The organism is Streptomyces sp. NPDC002669 (assembly GCF_042889165.1).
GTDB lineage: Bacteria > Actinomycetota > Actinomycetes > Streptomycetales > Streptomycetaceae > Streptomyces.
Window position 1 is genome coordinate 187,837 of sequence record NZ_JBIAQQ010000006.1, and the last position, 15,837, is coordinate 203,673.

The 15,837-nt window shown below is 73.5% G+C and carries 12 protein-coding genes and 1 tRNA gene; 5 read left to right on the forward strand and 8 right to left on the reverse strand.

The window, feature by feature from the left end; genetic code table 11:
• The 7 genes from ACFYW1_RS11875 to ACFYW1_RS11905 all read right to left on the reverse strand — a co-directional run bounded on the left by ACFYW1_RS11875 (nucleotide 1) and on the right by ACFYW1_RS11905 (nucleotide 10,410).
• Complete coding sequence (locus ACFYW1_RS11875; RefSeq protein WP_388990483.1) at nucleotides 1–1,458, reverse strand: penicillin-binding transpeptidase domain-containing protein; 1,458 nt, start codon at nucleotides 1,456–1,458, stop codon at nucleotides 1–3.
• 97 nt (nucleotides 1,459–1,555) lie between these two features.
• A complete protein-coding gene (locus ACFYW1_RS11880; RefSeq protein WP_388990485.1) occupies nucleotides 1,556–2,935 on the reverse strand; it encodes an FtsW/RodA/SpoVE family cell cycle protein in 1,380 nt (459 codons plus the stop codon).
• A gap of 120 nt (nucleotides 2,936–3,055) precedes the next feature.
• Nucleotides 3,056–4,570 (reverse strand): ATP-binding protein, encoded by a 1,515-nt coding sequence (locus ACFYW1_RS11885; protein WP_388990487.1) that lies wholly within the window; start codon nucleotides 4,568–4,570, stop codon nucleotides 3,056–3,058.
• Nucleotides 4,567–5,325, reverse strand: a complete 759-nt coding sequence (locus ACFYW1_RS11890) for a hypothetical protein (protein ID WP_388990489.1) — start codon at nucleotides 5,323–5,325, stop codon at nucleotides 4,567–4,569. The genes ACFYW1_RS11885 and ACFYW1_RS11890 overlap by 4 nt, the downstream gene beginning before the upstream one ends.
• Nucleotides 5,326–5,545: 220 nt before the next feature.
• Entirely contained in the window at nucleotides 5,546–5,869 is a 324-nt protein-coding gene (locus tag ACFYW1_RS11895) for a zinc-ribbon domain-containing protein (protein WP_388990491.1), read from the reverse strand.
• Nucleotides 5,866–8,040: a HEAT repeat domain-containing protein gene (locus ACFYW1_RS11900; RefSeq protein WP_388990493.1), complete on the reverse strand. Its 2,175-nt coding sequence runs from the start codon at nucleotides 8,038–8,040 to the stop codon at nucleotides 5,866–5,868. Before ACFYW1_RS11900 ends, ACFYW1_RS11895 begins: the two co-directional genes overlap by 4 nt.
• 408 nt (nucleotides 8,041–8,448) lie before the next feature.
• Nucleotides 8,449–10,410, reverse strand: coding sequence for a protease pro-enzyme activation domain-containing protein (locus ACFYW1_RS11905; protein ID WP_388990495.1), 1,962 nt, complete (start codon nucleotides 10,408–10,410; stop codon nucleotides 8,449–8,451).
• Between the two features lie 271 nt (nucleotides 10,411–10,681).
• Between ACFYW1_RS11905 and ACFYW1_RS11910 the strand changes: the two genes are divergently transcribed.
• Nucleotides 10,682–11,059, forward strand: a complete 378-nt coding sequence (locus tag ACFYW1_RS11910; RefSeq protein ID WP_388990497.1) for a hypothetical protein — start codon at nucleotides 10,682–10,684, stop codon at nucleotides 11,057–11,059.
• Nucleotides 11,060–11,197: 138 nt separating this feature from the next.
• Here the strand turns inward: ACFYW1_RS11910 and ACFYW1_RS11915 are convergent.
• A tRNA-Arg gene (locus ACFYW1_RS11915) sits at nucleotides 11,198–11,269 on the reverse strand.
• A gap of 231 nt (nucleotides 11,270–11,500) precedes the next feature.
• Between ACFYW1_RS11915 and ACFYW1_RS11920 the strand changes: the two genes are divergently transcribed.
• The 4 genes from ACFYW1_RS11920 to ACFYW1_RS11935 all read left to right on the forward strand — a co-directional run bounded on the left by ACFYW1_RS11920 (nucleotide 11,501) and on the right by ACFYW1_RS11935 (nucleotide 15,831).
• Nucleotides 11,501–11,935 (forward strand): response regulator, encoded by a 435-nt coding sequence (locus tag ACFYW1_RS11920; protein WP_388990499.1) that lies wholly within the window; start codon nucleotides 11,501–11,503, stop codon nucleotides 11,933–11,935.
• 55 nt (nucleotides 11,936–11,990) lie between these two features.
• On the forward strand, nucleotides 11,991–12,989 hold the full coding sequence (gene nrtL / locus ACFYW1_RS11925; RefSeq protein WP_388990501.1) for an ArgS-related anticodon-binding protein NrtL: 999 nt from the start codon (nucleotides 11,991–11,993) through the stop codon (nucleotides 12,987–12,989).
• A gap of 26 nt (nucleotides 12,990–13,015) precedes the next feature.
• Complete coding sequence (gene lysA / locus ACFYW1_RS11930) at nucleotides 13,016–14,407, forward strand: diaminopimelate decarboxylase (protein ID WP_384218681.1); 1,392 nt, start codon at nucleotides 13,016–13,018, stop codon at nucleotides 14,405–14,407.
• 95 nt (nucleotides 14,408–14,502) lie between these two features.
• The gene (locus ACFYW1_RS11935; RefSeq protein ID WP_388990504.1) at nucleotides 14,503–15,831 is read left to right on the forward strand and encodes a homoserine dehydrogenase; all 1,329 of its coding nucleotides are present in this window, start codon (nucleotides 14,503–14,505) and stop codon (nucleotides 15,829–15,831) included.
• Nucleotides 15,832–15,837 lie beyond the last annotated feature (6 nt).

Consider the following 15,837-nt stretch of genomic DNA (forward strand, 5'->3'; position numbering starts at 1 on the left):
TCAGTCTCGCAGGGCCGCCGCCATGACGGAACGCGCGATCGGGGCCGCGTTGCCGCCGCCGCTGATGTCGGCCCGCCGCGCCGCCGCGTCCTCCACGACCACGGCGACCGCGACGGCCGGCTGCGCCGAACCGGGCGCCTGCGCCCAGGAGATGAACCAGGCGTACGGCGTGCCCGTGTTGTCGACGCCGTGCTGCGCGGTGCCGGTCTTGCCGCCGACGGTCACCCCGTCGATCGCGGCGTTGGACCCGGTGCCGTTCTCCACGACGTCCACCATCATCTCGCGCAGCTGTATCGCCGTCCGCGGGTTCATCGCCCGGTGGTAGGTGCGCGATCCGTTCTGACGGACGGTCGCCCCGCTCCGGGTGGTCGTGCGGTCCACCAGGTACGGGTACTTGAGATCGCCGCCGTTGGCCACGGCGGACGCCACCATCGCCATCTGGAGCGGGGTCGCCGTCGTGTCGAACTGCCCGATCGAGGACAGCGCGAGCTGGTCGTCGGACATCCCGGTGTCGAAATTGCTCTTCGCCACCCCCGGGGGGATCTTCAGCCCGGTGTCGTTGAAGCCGAACTTCTCCACCGCCTCCACCATGTCCGCCGGACCGACCCGCACCCCCAGGTCCGCCAGCACGGTGTTGCAGGAGATCCGGATCGCCTCGGCGAGCGACGCCTGCTCGCAGCCCCGGGACTCGTTGGGCAGCGTCGTCCTCGTGCCCGGCAGCACGTACGGGGACGGGGTGTCGGTCTCCGCGTGCGGATCGGTGACGACCCCCGCGTCGAGCGCCGCCGCGGCCGTCACGATCTTGAAGGTGGAACCCGGCGGGTAGGTCTGCCGGATCGCCCGGTTGAGCATCGGCCGGCTCTCCGCCGCGTTCAGCCGCCGCCAGGCGTCGGTGACGGACGAACCGGTGCCCGAGAGCAGCCCGGGATCGTACGAGGGGGTCGAGACCAGTGCCAGGACGCGGCCGGTCGCCGGTTCCAGGGCGGCGACCGCGCCCCGCCGCCCGCCGAGCCCGTCGTAGGCGGCGCGTTGCACGGCGTCCTCGACGGTCGTGGCCACGTTGCCGCCGGGCTGCTGGGCCCGGGTGATGTCGTTCCACAGCGGGAACGGGGCGAGCATCGGATCGGTGCCGGAGAGCACGTCGTCCTCGGTGTACTCGATCAGGGAGGTGCCGTACGTCTGCGAGGCGTAGCCGGTCACGGGGGCGTACAGCGGACCGTTCCGGTAGGTGCGCTCGTACCTGAGCTGCTCGCCGGTGTCCTCGGACCCCGTGACGGACCTGCCGTCGACCAGGATGTTGCCGCGCGGCTGGCCGTAACGGGCGATCGTGAGGCGGCGGTTGGCGGGGTTGTGGTCCAGGCCGTCGGCTTCGATGACCTGGATGCGGGCGGCGTTCAGGAGCAGCGCCACGAGCAGCAGCAGACAGAGCGCGGCGGCGCGGCGGATGCAGCGGATCACGACCGGGCCTCCGGTGCTCGGGGCGGGGACGAGGGCCCGGCCGACGGTTGGGGGTACGGGTACGGGGGCGCCGCGCCCCGGGGGCGGCGGGACGGGCTCACCGGTCGCCCTCCGCCACCGGCGTGATGATTCCGGTCTCCACGGCGCCGGGCTGCGGTCTGCGGGCCTGGTCGCTGACCCGGATCAGCAGCGCCACGATGATCCAGTTGGTGACGACGGACGAACCGCCCTGGGCGAGGAACGGCATCGCCATGCCCGTCAGCGGGATCAGCCCCATCACCCCGCCCGCGATCACGAACACCTGGAGCGCCAGGATCGAGGCGAGGCCGATCGACAGCAGCCGTCCGAAGGGATCGCGCAGGGCGAGACCGGCCCGGTAGCCGCGGGCCACCAGCAGCGCGTACAGCAGGAAGATCGCGGTGAGTCCGGTCAGTCCGAGCTCCTCGCCCGCCGTCGCCAGGATGAAGTCGGACTTGGCGGCGAAGCCGATGAGGATGGAGTGGCCGAGACCGAGCCCGCTGCCGAGCATCCCGCCCGCGGCGAACGCGAACAGCGACTGGGCCAGCTGGCCGGGCCCCCGACCGGCGTCGATCGAGGCGAACGGATCGAGCCAGTCCTGCACCCGGCTGTGCACATGGGGCTCGAAGGAGCCGACGACGAACGCGCCGAGGGCGGCGAGCAGCAGTCCCACCGCGATCCAGCCGGTCCGGCCGGTCGCCACGTACAGCATGATCACGAAGAGGCCGAAGAAGAGCAGCGAGGTGCCCAGGTCGCGTTCCAGGACCAGCACGCCGACGCTGAGGAGCCAGATCGCCACGATCGGGCCGAGCACCCGGCCGGTGGGGAACTGGAGCTTCCAGAACCGGCGGCCGGTGTACGCGAGCGCGTTGCGGTTCGCCGCGAGGTACGCGGCGAAGAACACGGCGAGCAGGATCTTGGCGAACTCGCCCGGCTGGAAGGAGAAACCGCCGACCCGGATCCAGATCTTGGCCCCGTTCACCGCCGGGAAGAAGATCGGCACGATCATCAGCACCAGGGCCGCGGCGACCGACAGGTACGCGTACCGCTGGAGCACCCGGTGGTCGCGCAGGAGGACCACCACGGCGATGAACAGCGACACGCCGAGCGTGGACCAGATCAGCTGGGTGGGGGCCGCCTGGTCCTTCGGCGTCTCCAGGTCGAGCCGGTAGATGAGCACCAGGCCGAGCCCGTTGAGCAGGACGGCGATGGGCAGCAGCAGCGGATCGGCGTACGGGGCGCGGAACCGCACCGCGAGATGGGCGAGGAGGGCGAGCAGACCCAGGCCCGCGCCGTAACCGGCCACGTCGGGCGGCACCACGCCGTTCCTGGCCAGGCCGACGGCGGCGTAACCGTAGACGGGGACGAACACGGCCCCGACGAGGAGCAGCAGCTCGACCCCGCGCCGCTTGGGCAGGCGGGGAGCGGGCGGGAGCGCGTCCGCCGTCGTTGCGGTCATGCCACGCAACGTAGCAAGAGCGGGTGCTCATTTCCCTTATGTCGTAGCAAGTATGTCCGGGCGGGCCGACGGGGGCACGGACCGGCCGGACCCGTTTCCGGGGCGGCGCCCGACGGTCCGTCACCTCTCCTCGCGCGGGCCGGATTCCGCACCGCCGCCACCGTCCGTCGCACCGCCGCCGGCCCCGCCGCCGCCCCGTGCCCCGTCGCCCGGCGCGTCGTCAGCGGGCGCGTCGCCGTTCGGGTCCGGGGGCTCGGGGAGCACCACCCGGGCCATCGCCCCGCCGTCCGGGGCGTTGTGGAACGAGAGTTCGGCACCGATCGCCCCGGCCTGCCCGGCGGCGATGGTCAGCCCGAGGCCGTGCCCCCGCCCGGCGCCCTCGGTGCGGAACCGCTGGGGGCCGTCGGCCAGCAGGTACGCCGGGAAACCCGGGCCGTGGTCGCGCACGGTCACCACCGGCCCGTCGACCGTCAGCACCACCGGGGGACGGCCGTGCTTGTGGGCGTTGGCGATCAGATTGCCCAGCACCCGCTCCAGCCGCCGCAGATCGGTCTCCACCCACACCCGCGCGGCCCGCCCCGGCCGGCCGGGAGCCGGGTCCGCGATCCGGACCGAGGTCTGCGTCCCGGAGGCGCGCACCACCCGTTCGACGAGCGGGACCAGTTCGTGCACGGCGAGGTCGACCCGCTCCGTGCGGGCGTCGAGCCGGGAGATCTCCAGCAGGTCCTCGGTCAGCGCCCGCATCGCCTGGACCCGGTCGCGCACCAGCTCCGACGGCCGCCCCGGCGGCAGCAGCTCGGCGGCGGCCGAGAGACCGGTCAGCGGGGTGCGGAGCTCGTGCGCCACGTCGGCGGTGAAACGCTGCTCGGCCTGCAGCTTGCGCTGGAGCGTGGCGGCCATGGTGTCCAGCGCCCCGGCGACGATCGCGACCTCGTCCTGCGGGCGCGAGGGGTCCGTCGTGCGCGGGTCGGCCACCCGGGCGTCCAGGTCGCCCGCGCCGATCCGGCGGGCCACCCGGGCCGTCCGGTGCAGCCGCCGGGTGACCCGGGTGACGGCGAACGCGCCGGCCAGCACGGTGGCGACGATGGCCAGCAGGGCGGAACCGATGATCGCCCTGTCGAGGTTGTCGATCGTGCGGGCGCTCTGGCCGTAGTCCACCACCGCGGCCAGTGCGCGGCCGTCCGCCGGGGCCGCCGCCCACATGACCGGGCGCCCGGCCAGGCTGCCGACCAGCGTGCCGCGCTCGCCGCTCACGGCCAGGGCGCGCAGCCCGGCGGGGAGCCCGGGCGGGTCGATCCCCGAACCCGGCGGCATCGCCTCGCCCGTCTGGTACGCGACGGTGGCGTCCGCCAGCCGGGCCAGGGCCTTCTCGCGGGACTGACCGACGGTCTCGCGGGTCATCCCGGTGTGCACGAGCGCGCCCAGCAGCGCGGCGAGCGTGCAGCACATCACGGTGATGAAGAGGGCCGCCTTCCAGGTGAGCGTCGCGGCCCAGGCGGGCACCCGCACCCTGCGCCGACGCGGTCGCGTGCCGCTCCGGCGGGCCCCCCGGGCGTCCTCGTCGTCCCGCGCCGCGCCGCGCGGCCCCGCGTCGCCCCGGCCCGGCTCCCGGTCACCCGTGTCGCGGCGGCTCATCGGCGTTCCGCGAGGACCCCGGGCGAGGTGGCCGGGGGAGGGACGGCGGGCCGGGAGGCGGTGAGGGAGGGCCGCGGCGTCGGGGACGGCGGGATCCGCAGGATCTCGTCCCGGGCGGGCAGCATCGCGCGCTGTCCGGCGTCCCAGGACCAGGCGGTGCGGTACTCGTACCCGGTGATCACCGACGGCGCCCGCACGATCAGGTCCCGCCCGGCCAGCTCGACGCTGATCACGGCGTCCGAGGTGGACAGGATCCGGGTCAGGCCGCCCGAATCCGGCATGTACACCCGGATGGAGAGCTGGCGGCCGGGCAGTTCGATGCCGAGGACCATCTCCTCCCGGCCGTCGCCCGTCAGATCGCGGAAGTAGGGCGGGAGCACGGGACAGGAGGCCGGCTCGGTGGGGCACGCCTCGATCTTCCGGACGATGTCCGCGGGCAGTTCGGTCGTGCCGCTGGTCCGGTTGGTGCGGGCCCCGACACCGGCCCGTACCACCGCCACCGGGTCCAGCCGCCGCACGTCGCCGCCCGGCACCGTGATCCCCGGAATGCGGGCCGTCTCGCCCTCGCCGTAGTCGTACGGGGCGGCGGAGGCGGGCGGCAGCCGGGGCCAGAGCCGGGCGGGGCCGATGGCCGGCGGGGTCGGCCCGGCGCTGTGCAGCCCGCCGGTGTCGCCGCAGCCGGACGACAGCGCGACGCCGGCGACGACCCCGAGGGCCGCCGCCGCACGCCGCCACGTCCGGCGTTCCGGGCGCATGACTCCCTCCCTTCCGGCAGTCCATACCAGATAGACCTTATGGGGAGGTAAGTCCGTTGTGCCCGTTCAGTGCGGGGAAGGGGTGGCCCGATTCCGTGGGGCGGCGAGGGGTGCCACGGAACGCCGTGGGGCGGTGCGGGATGTCAGGGGGCGCCGTGGGGCGCCGCCGCCCGCCCGCCCGGTCCCGACGGGGTCCGCCCCGCCGGTACGGGCACGGGCCTCAGCCCTGGTACGGGTTCTGCCCCGGGGCGCCCTGCGCGTACCCCGGCTGTCCCTGCGGCCCGCCGAACGGATTGCCGTTCTGCGCGGCCGCCTGCTGAGCCAGCAGCTGGTCGGCCTGCTCCTTCGGGATCTGCTGCTCGCCGCCGCAGAACGTGCACTGGGTCGCGTACTTCGTCGAGAAGGGGAACAGCGGCACGAAGAACAGGGTGAACTTGGTGACCCTCTTGCGCAGCGTGTGGGCGGCCGGATTGCCGCACCAGCCGCAGACGAGCGTCAATATGGCCAGCTGGTACAGATAGCCTCGCGTGCCGAAAATGATCATGTGGCGGGTCCCTTCCCCGTACCGCCCCGAAGGGCCTGCCGGCAGAACGCCAGCAGTTTTTCGTCCTCGTATGTGTCGTGGCTGCCGTATCCGCCGTCCATCGCGTTGTGACGGCGGACGGAGGCGAGTTCGGCGCGCAGCGCGCGTGCCGGCTCCGACCCTGCACCAGCGACCCCCGACTGCGCCAGGCGTTCCGCCACCCGGACCCTGGAGTGACGGTTCGCCTCCCAGGCGGCAAGGAGCAGCGGTACGGACTCGTCGGCCCGCCCGGTCACGTCCCACAGCGCGATCGCCGCGTCCAGCCGCAGCCACGGATCCTCGTGCCGCAGCAGCGCGCGCAGCCGCGGCGCGGTCACTTCCGCCCGGGCCCCGAGCCCGCCCAGCGCGTTCACCGCGGACCGCCGCTCGTGGACGCGCTCCGCCTGGAGGCCCTCGATCAGCACCGGCAGCACGGCGTCGGCGTCCCCGTCGACCGCCCACAGGGCCTGCGCGACCTCCGTCGCCGACGCCGACCCGGGACTCCGCAGCAGCGTCCGAAGCTCCGGCACGGCACCGTGCGCCGCGGGCCCGAACGCGGCGAGCGCCCGCAGCGCCGCGGTGCGCAGCCACTCGCCCCGGTGCGCCGGCGCGCCCCGCAGTATCCGCAGCACCTCCGGCAGCGCCTCCTGCGCCCGCAGCGCGGCCAGCCCGGTGAGCAGCGGGCCCGCCCGGTCGTGCGCCCTGCCGTCCAGCGGGACCTCGCCGAGCCTGCGGCACAGCGCCTCGGCCAGCGGGTCCGCCGTCGCCCCCAGGAAGCCGATGGCGAACCCCACGTCGTGCGGCACCTCGGGCCGCTCCAGCGCGGCGGCCAGCGCGGGCAGGGACCGGGCGTCCCCCAGCCGGGCCAGCGCCTTCACCGCGCTGCCGAGTCCCGGCGGGCCGCTCGACCAGTCCTTCACCCAGGCACCGGGATCCGCCGCCACCCGCGCCGCCAGCGCGTCGGCCGCGGGCGCCGCGAGCCCGAAGAGGTCCTCCAGCACGTGCGAGGCGGCCTCGGCCAGCTGCGGATCGGGAGTGGCGAGCTGCTCACCGACCAGCCGGACGAGCTCCCCGTACGAACCGCGCCAGACCCGGACCAGCCCGCTGCTCATCCGGAGCGCGTCGATCCGCTGCCGGCGGTCGGGGCTGCGCAGCTGGTCGGCCAGGAGTGCCGTGCGCTCGGCGACCCGGTCGTCGAGCCCGACGTGCAGGGTGCGCAGCAGATCCGCGGTCCAGGGGGCGGGGTGCTCCGTGTCCTCCTCGTCGGAAAGCCCCCGCAACTGCCCCACCAGGGTCGCCGGCGCGGACCGCTCCTCGGCGGGCGGCTCGCCGGGCCCGCCCGGGTCCGGGTACGCCTCCACGCCCCCGACCGCCTCGGCCTGCTGCGGGTCGGCCGCGGGGGCCGTACCGCCCCGGCGCACGGGCTTCGAGCGCAGCTGCCGCAGCAGCCCCGTCACCACCCGTACGACGTCACCGGGCAGCGCGTCCGGCGCGCACCGCGCCAGCTGGGCGAGCGCGGCCAGCCGCAGCCCCGGCGGGAAGCCCTCGCCCGCCAGCCGGCTCAGCCACGCCGCCGCCTGCCCGGCCAGCGCGCCGTGGCGCAGGGCCACCCGCCCCGCCGCCTCCACCAGGGCGAGCCGCACCTCCTCGGCCGGCTCGATCGGCATGCGCTCCCGCAGCAGCGCGAGGACCCGGTCCGGCCGGCCGTGCAGCGCGGCGAGCGCCAGGGGAGCGGAGAGCCGGACCCCCGGATCCTCGTCGGCCATCAGCTCGAAGAAGATCCCGGCGCCCGCGGTGACGGCGGTCGCCGCCATCGCATAGTTGGCCGCGCCCTCGATCTCCTCCTCGTCGATCTCCTCCTCGTCGTCCTCGTCCAGATCGATGCCGCCGATGCTGGTGAGCAACTCGACGATGCTGCCGCGGTCCTGGATGCCCGGATCCGCCACCAGCTCGAAGAGGAAAGGAATGCTGGCCAGCGTGCAGGCGTACACGTCGCCCTGGTGGTGCACGGCCCCGTACATTCCGTCCAGGGCCGTCTCGCGCTCCGCCGGGTCGGCGGACGCCAGGCCCCGCAGCATCGCGGGCACGTCATCGGCCGGCCCGTAGGCATGCTCCATCGAGGCCCAGTCGACTTCGTCGATTCCTGCGAACACGCCATCGCCTCCCCACGCAATTCAACGAAGCAGTGTCTGCGAGGAGTGTGCACCACGGGCCGGACGATCCGCCCTCCACATGCGGTCTTTTCCCGGCGGGCATGACAAAGGCCGGTTCCATGCGCTATCGGCGCGCGCTGACGAGCAGCCAGAATCGGCCACCCAAAACCTTTCTGACACTCCATCAGGCACTGCCCTTCGCACACGTGTGCGCGGCCGACGGCCGCCCCGGAGCGGGCCCGGGACGGCCCTCGGCGCACGCGCGCCGCGCCGCGCGTGCCGGGGCGCGCCCACCGGCACGCGTCCACCGGCGCGAAGGGGCGGCGGCGCGAGGAGGCGAAAGCCCAACGGCGCTTGTCCGCAAGGAGGTTCACCCCGGCAGCCGCCCCGGCCGGTACCGGCGTCGGGTCAGTGGCGCCGGTGGCGCGGGCGGTACGAGTCGACGTATCCGGCCGCCGGAGTACCGACCCCCGTCACGTCGTCGTAGCCCTCGACCGCCTTGAGCGAGGCGTCCTTGCCCAGGCTCCGCACCGACGTCAGCAGCCCCTCCGAGGCGTCCACGCCGTTGGCGAAATCGACGCGGGCCACCGCGAGGTCACGGTTCGGTCCCAGTGGATGGTCGGTGACGTCGTGGTACGCCTTCGAGCCGTACCGGGCGTAGATCGCCGGGTTGGCGAAACCGATCGGCAGACCGCGCCGGGCCTGCTGCGCGAGGGCCTGGACACCCGCGACGACCGGGGCGGCGAGCGACGTGCCGCCGATGCGGTACTCGTCGTAGCCGAGCGAGCCGTCGGGCAGCGTCTGGGTCTGGCCGACCAGGAAACCGGTGTTCGGGTCGGCGACGGCCGCGATGTCCGGGGCCGTGCGCATCCGCCGTTCGCCGTTCGCCCGTGCGAGTGAGTCGGGTACGACGCCGCGCTGGTAGAACGGCTGCCCCACGGTCGAGCTGGTGCCGCCGCCGGCTCCGGAGGTGTACGCGCCGGGGAAGCCGGTCCAGCTCCCGCCGTCGTCGGAGAGGTTCGCCTTCAGCGTGCCCCAGCCGGTCTCCCACCGGTACGTGTCGTGCCTGCCGACGGCCAGGGAGGTGCCGCCGACGGAGGTCACCCAGGCGGAGTTGGACGGGACGTCGATCTGCTTCGTGCCCGTCGAGGCGACGTTGTCGCCGTCGTCGCCGGAGGAGAAGTAGAAGCCGATCCCCTCGACCGCCCCCATCTTGAAGACCTGGTCGTACGCGGCCGCGACGTCCGGGGTCTCATTGGCCTCGATGTCGCCCCAGGAGTTGGAGACGATGTCGGCGAGCCGACGGTCGACGATCTTGTTCAGCGAGTCCAGCAGGTCGGCGTCGTAGCAGGAGGCGGCGCCCACGTACACGATGTCCGAGGCGGGCGCGACCGCGTGCACGGCCTCCACGTCGAGGGTCTCCTCGCCGTACCAGCCGGAGGCGCCGCACTCCTCGGTCCTCGTGTAGTCGTCCGGCAGCACCTGCCGGAGCTGTCCGCGACGGTACGGGGCGTCGCCGTTGCGCCGGGCGTACTCGGCGGCGTCCTTCCCGATCGTCGGCGAGGCGTACGCGTCGGTGATCGCGACGGTGACGCCCTTCCCGGTCCACCGGCCCGCCCCGTAGGCGGCGCGCAGCTGCTTGCCGGTGTAGCCCCGGACCGCGTACGGCACCTTGGTCCCGTAGGCGTCGGGCAGCGTCGTCGCGGTCCTCGAACCGTAATGGGTGGAGAACGGGCCGGAGTTGCGGAACACCGCGTCCGGCGGCGGCAGCACCTCGTCGTGGCTCGCCCGGTGCGGTGCGTTGTCCAGGCCGGAGACGGCGAGAACGGCGTCGCCCAGCGCGGCGGGCACGGAGGCGGTGGAGGCCGGGGCGCGGTAAGTGTGGTCGCCCCTGCGGTAGTTGCGCAGCTGGGTGCCGAAGGTCCGCTCGGCCGCGGCGACGTCACCGGTGGCCGAGACGTAGTGTCGGTCGGCGCCGGTGACGGTCAGCCCGTTCGATTTCAGCCACGCGCCGACCCGGTCGATCTGCTGCGGGGTCGCCCCGAACCTGGCCTGCGCCCGGTCGGCGCTCAGATACTTCCCGTACGAGGCGGACCGCGGGTCGGAGACGGCGGCGGCATAGGCGGCCAGCCCCTTCGGGTCCCGTCCCGCCAGATGGACCCGGACGTGGACGGTGCCGCCGTCGGCCGCGGCCCCCCGGTCGGCCCCGGCGGTCGCCCAGACGGGCTTGGTGCCCCGCAGCGCGTCGCGCCCGGCCGGCGCGGAGTCGGCGCCGGCGTCCGGTGCCCCGAGGGCGAGCGCACCGGCGAGCAGCGGCAGCGTCACCGCGATGTTCAGCGCGGCGCGCCTTCTGGTGCGGCTGGTTCTCATACAACCCCCTGCGATGTGGGTCCTCGTGTGTGGCACATGCACCGGATGTTGTGCACATGCAATGCGCCACTCTGGCGAGGAACCCCTCATGCAGGGGGCATGCATTCGCCAAGAATCGACCAAATGGTCGATTGGGAAAGGGAGTTCGCGGGAGGTTCGCAGCAAAAGCACGGGATTGCCCCACCGGGTGCCCGCGGGCGCTCCCGGGCGGCGGCGTGTCGGTGCTCCCGGCGGCGGGCCGGTCGCGCCACCCCGCACCTATGCTCACCGGATGGAGCAGAGCGAAGTGGTGAAGCGAGTGGTGGGCATCCTCACGGAGGCGGGCGAGATCCGTCGGCTCCTGGAGGAGGACGCCGACCGTGACGACCTGGACACCGACCCCGGCGTGGTGACCGTCCTCCTGAACGAGACCATGCCCCGGATCTCCGTCCCCGAGGACGCCTCGATCGACGAGGTCGCGACACTCGTCGGCCGCGAGGTCGGCGCCGCGGTGGAACAACTGGTCGGTGCGTTCACCCTGGCCTTCGCGATGCTGGCCCAGGTGCACGACTCCGGCCGGACGGACGTGACCTCCGCCGACGTGCTCCAGGACCTGGCCCTGAAGGCCGAACAGATCGGCTCCGGGGGGACGGAGGACCCGGGGGCGTAACCCGCCCCGACTTCGATCGGCCGGCCGGTGGACGCCAGGGGGGGGCACCCGGGTGGAAGCGGGCACGAGGGCATGAGAAAGGCCCTCCGATCGGGCTTGTCGCCTGATCAGAGGGCCTGTTCGGCACCTTTTGCAAGGTGCCCCCGGCAGGATTCGAACCTGCGCACACGGCTCCGGAGGCCGATGCTCTATCCCCTGAGCTACGGGGGCGTATCGCTGTGTTGCTCGGCGACGGGTGAAACACTACCAGCTTCCGGAGGGTGTCCGTGAACAGGTATTTCCGGGCCGTCGGGAACGGTGCCGAGGGGACCCGGCGGAGGGCCGGGGAGGGGGCGTGCGGTGTGCGCCGGATGCATCCGGCCAACGCCTCGCGCCACCCGTCCGGGGGCGGAAGTGGGTAAAACCCGGACGCAGCCACGGGGGCGCCCCTACTCTCGGAGTGTGTCAGGGGCGTGTGGCCGCGTGCTTGTTGTCGACGACAACAAGGTCATCCGGCAGTTGATCAGGGTCAATCTCGAGCTTGAGGGCTTCGAGGTCGTGACCGCGGCCGATGGTGTCGAGTGTCTGGATCTGGTGCATCGGGTCCTTCCCGATGTGATCACGCTCGATGTCGTCATGCCCCGGCTGGACGGTCTGCAGACCGCCACCAGATTGCGCTCCGACCCGCGGACCAGACATCTGCCCGTGGCGATCATCAGCGCCTGCACGCCCTACGAGGTGGACAGCGGGGTCGCCGCGGGCGTCGACGCGTTCCTGGCGAAGCCCTTCGAGCCGAGCGAGCTGGTACGGCTCGTGCGGCGGCTGGCGGACCGGGAGGCGCCCTCGTCGTGCGACGGCAGGCGCGGGGCCGGGCGCGCGGAGAGCGCCGCGGGGTGACCGCATGGCGAAACGGGGTCGCGATGTGCCCCCCTTTCTCCCATACGCTTGTCCCGTGACCCCCGCCGACCTCTCCAGGACCGTGCTGCGCGCCGTACGCCGCGCGGTCGACGAGAACGCCCTGCGCGCGCCCGTCCCCGCGCGCGTGCGGGTGGAGCGGACCAGGCCCGGCGGGCGCGGGGACTACGCCTGCGCCGTCGCGCTCCAGCTGGCCGGACCCGCCGAGCTGCCCGCCAGGGCCGTGGCCGAGATCCTCCGGGAGCGGATCCGGGAGGCGCCGGGCATCGCGGGCGTCGAGGTCACCGGACCCGGCTTCCTGAACTTCACCCTGCCGGCCGCCGCGCGCGGGCTCGGACCGCTCGTCCGGACCATCCGGGAGCGCGGCACCGGCTACGGGCACGGGGACGCCCTCGCCGGCACCTCCGTCTCGTTCGCCCCCGTCGAGGAACTCCGTGCCCGGGTCGTCACCGACACCGTCGAGCGACTGCTCGGGGCCCGGGGGGCGACGGTGGGGGAGCGGACCGCGGACGGGGAGGCGCTGCACGTGGTGCCGGTGCCCGCCGCCGACCGCGACCTCTTCGAGCGGCTCGGGACCGACGCCGCGCGCTGGGCGCTGCTGCGGGCCGCCCCGCACGACCGGCCCCGGGGCACGGGGGGCACGGAACTGCTCGTGCAGCAGGAGGGCAACCCGCTCTTCCGGGTGCGCTACGCGTACGCCCGGACCCGCGCGCTGAGCGGCAACGCCCACCGGCTCGGGTTCGACGCCGCGTACGAGCAGGACGTGGACGCGCCCGCGCTCGGCGCGCTGCTCGCCGACCACCCCGACGTGCTCGCCGCCGCCGCCCGGCACCGCGAGCCGGACCGGGTCGCCCGGCAGCTGGAGGCCGTCGCGGCGGCCTTCTTCGACTTCCACGACAGCGCCTCGCCGCTCCCCGTCGGTGACGAGAAACCCTCGGCCGCCCACCGTTCCCGGCTCGCCCTCGCCGAAGCCGCCGGGACGGTGCTGGCCGGTGGCCTGTCCCTGCTCGGCGTCAGCGCACCCGAAGTCCTCTGAGAGACCCGAGAGAGCAGAGCAACACGATGAGCCGATCCGCACACCCCGCCGGTCCCCGCCACGCCGACGTCATGACGGAGGGCCACTACACGGCCCCGCCCGCCGACCTCAACGCCCTGGACCCGAAGGTCTGGGCCCGTACCGTCACCCGGGACGAGGACGGCGCGGTCACCGTCGGCGGGATCGGGGTGACCCGGCTGGCCGAGGAGTTCGGCACCCCCGCCTACGTCCTCGACGAGAGCGACTTCCGGGCCCGCTGCCGGGCCTGGGCCGACGCCTTCGGACGGGACGCCGACGTCTTCTACGCGGGCAAGGCGTTCCTGTCGCGCGCCGTCGTGCGCTGGCTGAAGGAAGAAGGACTCAACCTCGACGTCTGCTCCGGCGGGGAACTGACCTGCGCCCTGGACGCCGGGATGCCCGCCGAGCGCATCGCCTTCCACGGCAACAACAAGACCGTCGAGGAGATCGAGCGGGCCGTCACCGTCGGCGTCGGGCGCATTGTGCTCGACTCCTTCCAGGAGATCGCCCGGGTCTCGCACATCGCGCAGCGGCTCGGCAGGCGGCAGCGCGTCCAGATCCGCGTCACCGTCGGCGTCGAGGCACACACCCACGAGTTCATCGCCACCGCGCACGAGGACCAGAAGTTCGGCATCGCGCTGGCCGGGGGACAGGCCGCCGAGGCGGTGCGCCGGGCGCTCACCCTCGACGGGCTCGAACTCATCGGCATCCACTCGCACATCGGCTCGCAGATCTTCGACATGGCCGGCTTCGAGGTCTCCGCCCGGCGCGTGGTGCAGCTGCTCGCCGAGGTGCGCGACGAGCACGGCGTGGAACTGCCCGAGATCGACCTGGGCGGTGGCCTCGGCATCGCGTACACCTCCGAGGACGACCCGCGCGAGCCGCACGAGATCGCCAAGGCGCTCGGCGACATCGTGACCCGCGAGTGCGAGGCCGCCGGGCTCGCCACCCCGCGGATCTCCGTCGAGCCGGGCCGCGCCATCGTCGGACCGACCGCCTTCACGCTGTACGAGGTCGGCACCGTCAAGCCCCTGGAGGGGCTGCGCACGTACGTCAGCGTCGACGGCGGCATGTCGGACAACATCCGCACCGCGCTGTACGACGCCGAGTACACCGTCGCGCTCGCCTCGCGCACCTCCGACGCCGAGCCGATGCTCGTCCGCGTCGTCGGCAAGCACTGCGAGAGCGGCGACATCGTGGTCAAGGACGCGTTCCTGCCGTCCGACATCGCCCCCGGCGACCTGATCGCGGTGCCCGCCACCGGCGCGTACTGCCGCTCGATGGCGAGCAACTACAACCACGCCCTGCGTCCGCCCGTCGTCGCCGTGCACGACGGAGCGGCGCGAGTGATCGTCCGGCGCGAGACGGAGGAAGATCTCCTGCGTCTCGATGTCGGCTGATGAAATAGATGTCTCAGGATCCGGACGAGTGACAGAAACCCCCGTCCGGTGAGTGAGACTGGTCCACACATCGGATGTAAAGGAAACGAGGTCGGATGATGCGTACGCGTCCGCTGAAGGTGGCGCTGCTGGGCTGTGGAGTGGTCGGCTCAGAGGTGGCGCGCATCATGACGACGCACGCCGACGACCTCGCCGCGCGCATCGGCGCCCCGGTCGAGCTCGCCGGGGTCGCCGTGCGCCGGCCCTCCAAGGTGCGCGAGGGCATCGACCCCGCACTGATCACCACCGATGCCACGGCCCTGGTCAAACGGGGCGACATCGACGTCGTCATCGAGGTCATCGGGGGCATCGAGCCCGCCCGCGCCCTCATCACCACCGCTTTCGAACACGGCGCGAGCGTCGTCTCCGCGAACAAGGCGCTGCTCGCCGAGGACGGCGCGGCCCTGCACGCCGCCGCCGAGCAGTACGGGCGGGACCTCTACTACGAGGCCGCCGTCGCCGGCGCCATCCCGCTCGTCCGGCCGCTGCGCGAGTCCCTCGCCGGCGACAAGGTCAACCGGGTCCTCGGCATCGTGAACGGCACCACCAACTTCATCCTCGACCGGATGGACACCAGCGGGGCCGGATACTCCGAGGCGCTCGACGAGGCCACCGCGCTCGGTTACGCCGAGGCCGACCCGACCGCCGACGTCGAGGGCTTCGACGCCGCCGCCAAGGCCGCCATCCTCGCCGGGATCGCCTTCCACACCCGGGTCAGGATCGGTGACGTGCACCGCGAGGGCATCACCGAGGTCACCGCCGCCGACATCGTCTCCGCCCGCCGCATGGGCTGCACCGTCAAGCTCCTCGCGATCTGCGAGCGCGCCGCCGACGGGAACTCCGTCACCGCCCGCGTGCACCCCGCGATGATCCCGCTGAGCCACCCGCTGGCCTCCGTGCGCGAGGCGTACAACGCGGTCTTCGTCGAGGCCGAGGCGGCCGGACAGCTCATGTTCTACGGCCCCGGCGCCGGCGGCTCGCCCACCGCGTCCGCGGTCCTCGGCGACCTGGTCGCGGTCTGCCGCAACAAGCTCAACGAGGCCACCGGCCCCGGTGACTCCGCGTACACCCGACTGCCGGTGAGCCCCATGGGCGACGTCGTCACGCGGTACCACATCAGTCTCGACGTGGCCGACAAGCCTGGCGTGCTCGCCCAGGTGGCGACGGTCTTCGCCGAACAGGGCGTATCGATCGATACCGTCCGTCAGCAGGGCAGGAATCCGAGCGGCGGCGACGAGGCCGGCGCCGGACAGGGCGGCGAGGCCTCCCTCGTCGTCGTCACCCACCGCGCGGCCGACGCCGCCCTCTCGGCGACCGTCGAAGCGCTGCGCGGGCTCGACACCGTGCGCGGTGTCGCCAGCATCATGCGTGTTGAAGGGGAGTAAGGACCC